Below are 3,955 nucleotides of genomic sequence, written 5' to 3'. Positions count from 1 at the left end.
AACTGGGGGCAAGCCCCCAGACCCCCGCAACACGGCTTCGCCGCGTTGTCCTCAATCGCCGGACGGGCTGCATTCAGCCCATCCGGCGATTGAGGACACGCCCGGAGGGCGTTCACCGTGGCAGCAACTGCCCCCGCCGGGAGAGCAGGAAGCGTTTGAAGGCGGCCACCGGTGGGGTGTCGGGGTGGCCGTCGAGCCAGGCCACCCCGATCTCGCGGACCGCGCGCGGCGCGGTGACGGTCAGCTCCACCACGCCCGGCCGCGCCACCGCGGGCGGCGGCAGCAGGCCGACGCCCAGGCCCGCCGCGACCAGCCCGCGCAGCGTCTCCGGGTCCTCGCCCTCGAAGGCGACCTTCGGGGTGAAGCCGGCCTCCGCGCAGACCGCGTCGGTGATCCGGCGCAGGCCGTAGCCGGGTTCGAGGGTGACGAAGAGCTCGGTGGCCGCCTCGGCGAGGCGGATCCGCTTGCGGCCGGCGAGCGGGTGGTCGTCCGGGACGACGAGGCGGAGCTTCTGCTCGTCGAGGCGGCGGGCGACGAGGTCCGGCGCGTCGGGCAGCGGTGAGGTCAGGCAGAGGTCGAGGTCGCCGAAGCGCAGCCGTTCCAGCATGGCCTCGCCGTAGTTCTGCACGAGCTGGAAGCGCACGCGCGGGTGGTCGGCGCGGAAGGCCCGGATCAGCTCGGGCACGGTCTCGGAGCCGAGGGTGTGCAGGAAGCCGAAGGCGACCTTCCCGGCGGTGGGGTCGGCGTCCGCCCGTACGGACTCGGCGGCGCGCTCGACCTCGGCCAGGGCCCGTTCGACGGAGGCGAGGAAGGTGCGGCCCGCGGCGGTGAGGGAGAGGGTGCGGCCGTGCCGGGCGAACAGCGCGACGCCCAGGTCCTGTTCGACGCGCGCCATCGAGCGGCTGAGGGTGGACTGCGGCATCTCCAGCTGGTGGGCGGCCCGGGTGACGTGCTCGTGCCGGGCGACGGCCACGAACTGCGCGAGGCGCGGCGTGAGGGTCGCGGCCCAGGAGTCCGCCTTGATCTCAGGGGTGTCCGGCGTTACCGGGTTGTCAAAAATCCGCGTCACGCTTTCATTGCCGGTTGGTGACAGAGAGGCCCCTGGCCTGCGGTCATGCTGCATGGGATCGATTATCGCGAATCTGTGCATTGGACGCATGAGCGCCACGTGCATACGGTCGGTACATGCCTCCTGCCGATACCGGGGCATCCGTCGTCACCGCGCGATCGGGTGCCTCCGCACTGTCGTCCCCCGTTCCTCCCTCAGCCGATGACAACAAGCTGGTGCCCGGCGGGCCCGGCTACCGCAGGACGAGCCTCGCGCTCTTCGCCGCGGGTGTCGCCACCTTCGCCCTGCTCTACTCCACGCAGGCCCTGCTCCCCGCGATCTCCGACGACCTCGGTGTGACGCCGGATCAGGCGAGCTGGACCGTCTCGGCCGCGACCGGCGGACTCGCCGTCGCCGTCGTCCCGTTGAGCGCGCTGTCCGAGCGCTACGGGCGGCGGGCGATGATGACCGCCTCGCTGTGTGTGGCCGCCCTCGTGGCCATGCTGGTGCCCTTCGCCCCCGACCTCGGCTGGCTGGTGGCGCTCCGCGTCGTGCAGGGTGCCGCGCTGGCGGGCCTGCCCGCCTCGGCGATGGCGTATCTGGCCGAGGAGGTGCGGGCCAAGGCGCTGGTCGGTGCGATCGGCCTGTTCGTGGCGGGCAACAGCCTCGGCGGCATGTCCGGGCGCATCCTCGCCGGCTGGGTCGCCCAGGCGTGGGGCTGGCGGGCCGGGCTGGGCGCGGTGGGCGCCCTGGCGGTGGTGTGCGCGGTGGCCTTCCGGCTGCTGCTCCCCAAGGCGCGGCACTTCACCCCGGCCACGGTCTCGCCGCGCGCGCTGGCCCGCACCGTCGGCGGCCACCTCGCGGATCCGCTGCTGCGCCGGCTGTACGCGATCGGCGCGCTCTTCATGACCGTCTTCGGCGCGGTCTACACCGTCATCGGCTACCGGCTGGCCGAGGCGCCGTTCTCCCTGCCGCAGGGTGTCGTCGGCTCGATCTTCCTGGTCTACCTCGTCGGCACGGTCTCGTCGGCGGCGGCCGGGAAGCTGGTGGGACGGCTGGGGCGGCGCGGGGCGCTGTATCTGGCGCTGGGCACGACGTCGGCGGGCCTGCTGCTGACGCTCTCGCAGTCGCTGACCGCGGTGCTGGCCGGTCTGGTCCTGATCACGGCGGGGTTCTTCGCGGGCCACGCGGTGGCGTCGTCGTCGGTCAGCCGTACGGCGAAGACGGGCCGCGCGCAGGCGTCGGCGCTGTACCAGACTGCGTACTACCTGGGCAGTTCGGTCGGCGGCACGCTGGGCGCGGTCGCCTTCCACCTCGCCGGCTGGGACGGGGCGGTGGTCCTGGGCCTGATCGCGATGCTGGCCGCGGCGTCGATCACGCTCTACGCGACGCGCCGGGCGCTCCTGGAGCGCCGCTCCCTGGCCGCCGTCGCCCGGCCGTAAGGCACCCATAGCCCGAAGGGGCCGCCCCGCCACCTGTCCTGGTGGGGGCGGCCCCTTCGTCGTTCACCGCGTCGGCGGTCAGTACTCGTCGTCGCCCTCGTAGTAGTTGTTGACGACCACGTCCGGCTCGTCGTCGCTCATCGCCTCGTTGAGGAGCGCGCCGCCGACGAGGCCGGCCGCGCCGGCGCCGATGAGGGCGCCCGTGCCGAAGCGGCGGCCGCCCTGCTGCTGGTTGCCCTGCTGGGGGTAGCCCTGCTGCGGGTAACCCTGCTGGACGGGCTGCGGGTAACCCTGCTGCTGGACCGGCTGCGGGTAGCCGGCCTGGGGGTAACCCGCCTGCGGCTGGGGAGCGGTGTAGTACGGCGGCGGCGTGGTCTGCACGCGCTGCGCGCAGCCGTTGCACGTCTGGATCTGGCGGGGCACACCCCACTGCGGGGACCACAGCACGGATGCCGCGCCGGGGCCATGGTTCGGGTCGAAGAAGCACGTCACGGAGGAACTCCCTGAGAATTGCTGAGGTGTGGCAAGAGGTGCGGCGGCCGTGAGGTTCTGCGGCACGGCACCGGCAAGAGGTGCGGACGCCGGGGACGGCACGGGCGGTTCCGCCTTCGCCGTGGTCACCTGGGCGGGCGGGGCCGGAGGGGCGGGCGGGACGGCGGGCGGCGCCGGGGTCTCGCGGAGGACGTCGACGCCGTAGTCGCCCGCGATGCCCGCGAGCCCGGAGGCGTACCCCTGGCCGACCGCGCGGAACTTCCACTCCGCGCCGTGGCGGTAGAGCTCGCCGAAGACCATGGCGGTCTCGGAGCCTCCCGCGCCCCCGAGGTCGTAGCGCGCCAGCTCGGCGCCGCCGGACTGGTCGACGACGCGGATGTGCGCGCTGTCGAGCCGGCCGAAGCTCTGCCCCCGCTGCTCCGCCTCGTAGAGCGAGACGGGAAAGACGATCTTCGCGACCTCGGCCGGGACCCGGGTGAGGTCGACGTGGATCTGCTGGACGTCGCCCCCGCCGCCGGCCGGTGCCCCGCCGCCGGAGTGGCTGACCGAACCGTCGGGGCTGCGCAGATTGTTGAAGAAGACGAAGTGCCGGTCGGAGAGCACCTTCCCGGCCTGGTCGCACAGCAGCGCGCTGGCGTCCAGGTCGAACTCGGCCCCCGGTGCGGACCGCACCCGCCATCCCAGACCGACCGTCACAGCAGTCAGGCCCGGGGCCTGCCTGCTCAGCGACACATTGCCACCCTTGGCCAGGGCCACGCCCATGAGCCTTCCTCCACCTGTCCCGGCTTCCCTTGTTCATCGCGAACAACGGGGCGTCCGGGCCCACAGTTCCTGATTTGCGCAATAAATAGATCAAGACGTGCCGGCACCACGCACCGGGCGCTCCGGCCGACGGTTTCCCGTCGGCCCGAGCGCCCCCTGCGGGTGCGTCCGACCGCCTAACCGAAGCCGGACAGGACCAAACGGGTAGGCG

3 protein-coding genes are annotated in these 3,955 nt (G+C 73.1%); 1 reads left to right on the top strand and 2 read right to left on the bottom strand.

Translation table 11 applies throughout. From position 1 onward, the window contains the following. Positions 1–112 precede the first annotated feature (112 nt). On the bottom strand, positions 113–1,123 hold the full coding sequence (locus AB0435_RS33900; RefSeq protein WP_366008529.1) for a LysR family transcriptional regulator: 1,011 nt from the start codon (positions 1,121–1,123) through the stop codon (positions 113–115). Positions 1,124–1,185: 62 nt separating this feature from the next. Between AB0435_RS33900 and AB0435_RS33895 the strand changes: the two genes are divergently transcribed. Further along, complete coding sequence (locus tag AB0435_RS33895) at positions 1,186–2,490, top strand: MFS transporter (protein WP_366008528.1); 1,305 nt, start codon at positions 1,186–1,188, stop codon at positions 2,488–2,490. A 78-nt stretch (positions 2,491–2,568) separates the two neighbouring features. Here the strand turns inward: AB0435_RS33895 and AB0435_RS33890 are convergent, their stop codons facing one another. After that, complete coding sequence (locus AB0435_RS33890) at positions 2,569–3,744, bottom strand: TerD family protein (RefSeq protein ID WP_366428706.1); 1,176 nt, start codon at positions 3,742–3,744, stop codon at positions 2,569–2,571. Between the last annotated feature and the right edge of the window lie 211 nt (positions 3,745–3,955).

The organism is Streptomyces sp. NPDC051173 (assembly GCF_040689515.1).
In the GTDB taxonomy this organism is placed as follows: domain Bacteria; phylum Actinomycetota; class Actinomycetes; order Streptomycetales; family Streptomycetaceae; genus Streptomyces.
This window is presented reverse-complemented; position numbering and strand designations above follow the sequence as displayed.

What these genes read in the sequence shown, in the direction of transcription:
- AB0435_RS33900 (WP_366008529.1), bottom strand. Translation starts at nt 1,123, where the DNA reads ATGCAGCATGACCGCAGGCCAGGGGCCTCTCTGTCACCAACCGGCAAT.
- AB0435_RS33895 (WP_366008528.1), top strand. Translation starts at nt 1,186, where the DNA reads ATGCCTCCTGCCGATACCGGGGCATCCGTCGTCACCGCGCGATCGGGT.
- AB0435_RS33890 (WP_366428706.1), bottom strand. Translation starts at nt 3,744, where the DNA reads ATGGGCGTGGCCCTGGCCAAGGGTGGCAATGTGTCGCTGAGCAGGCAG.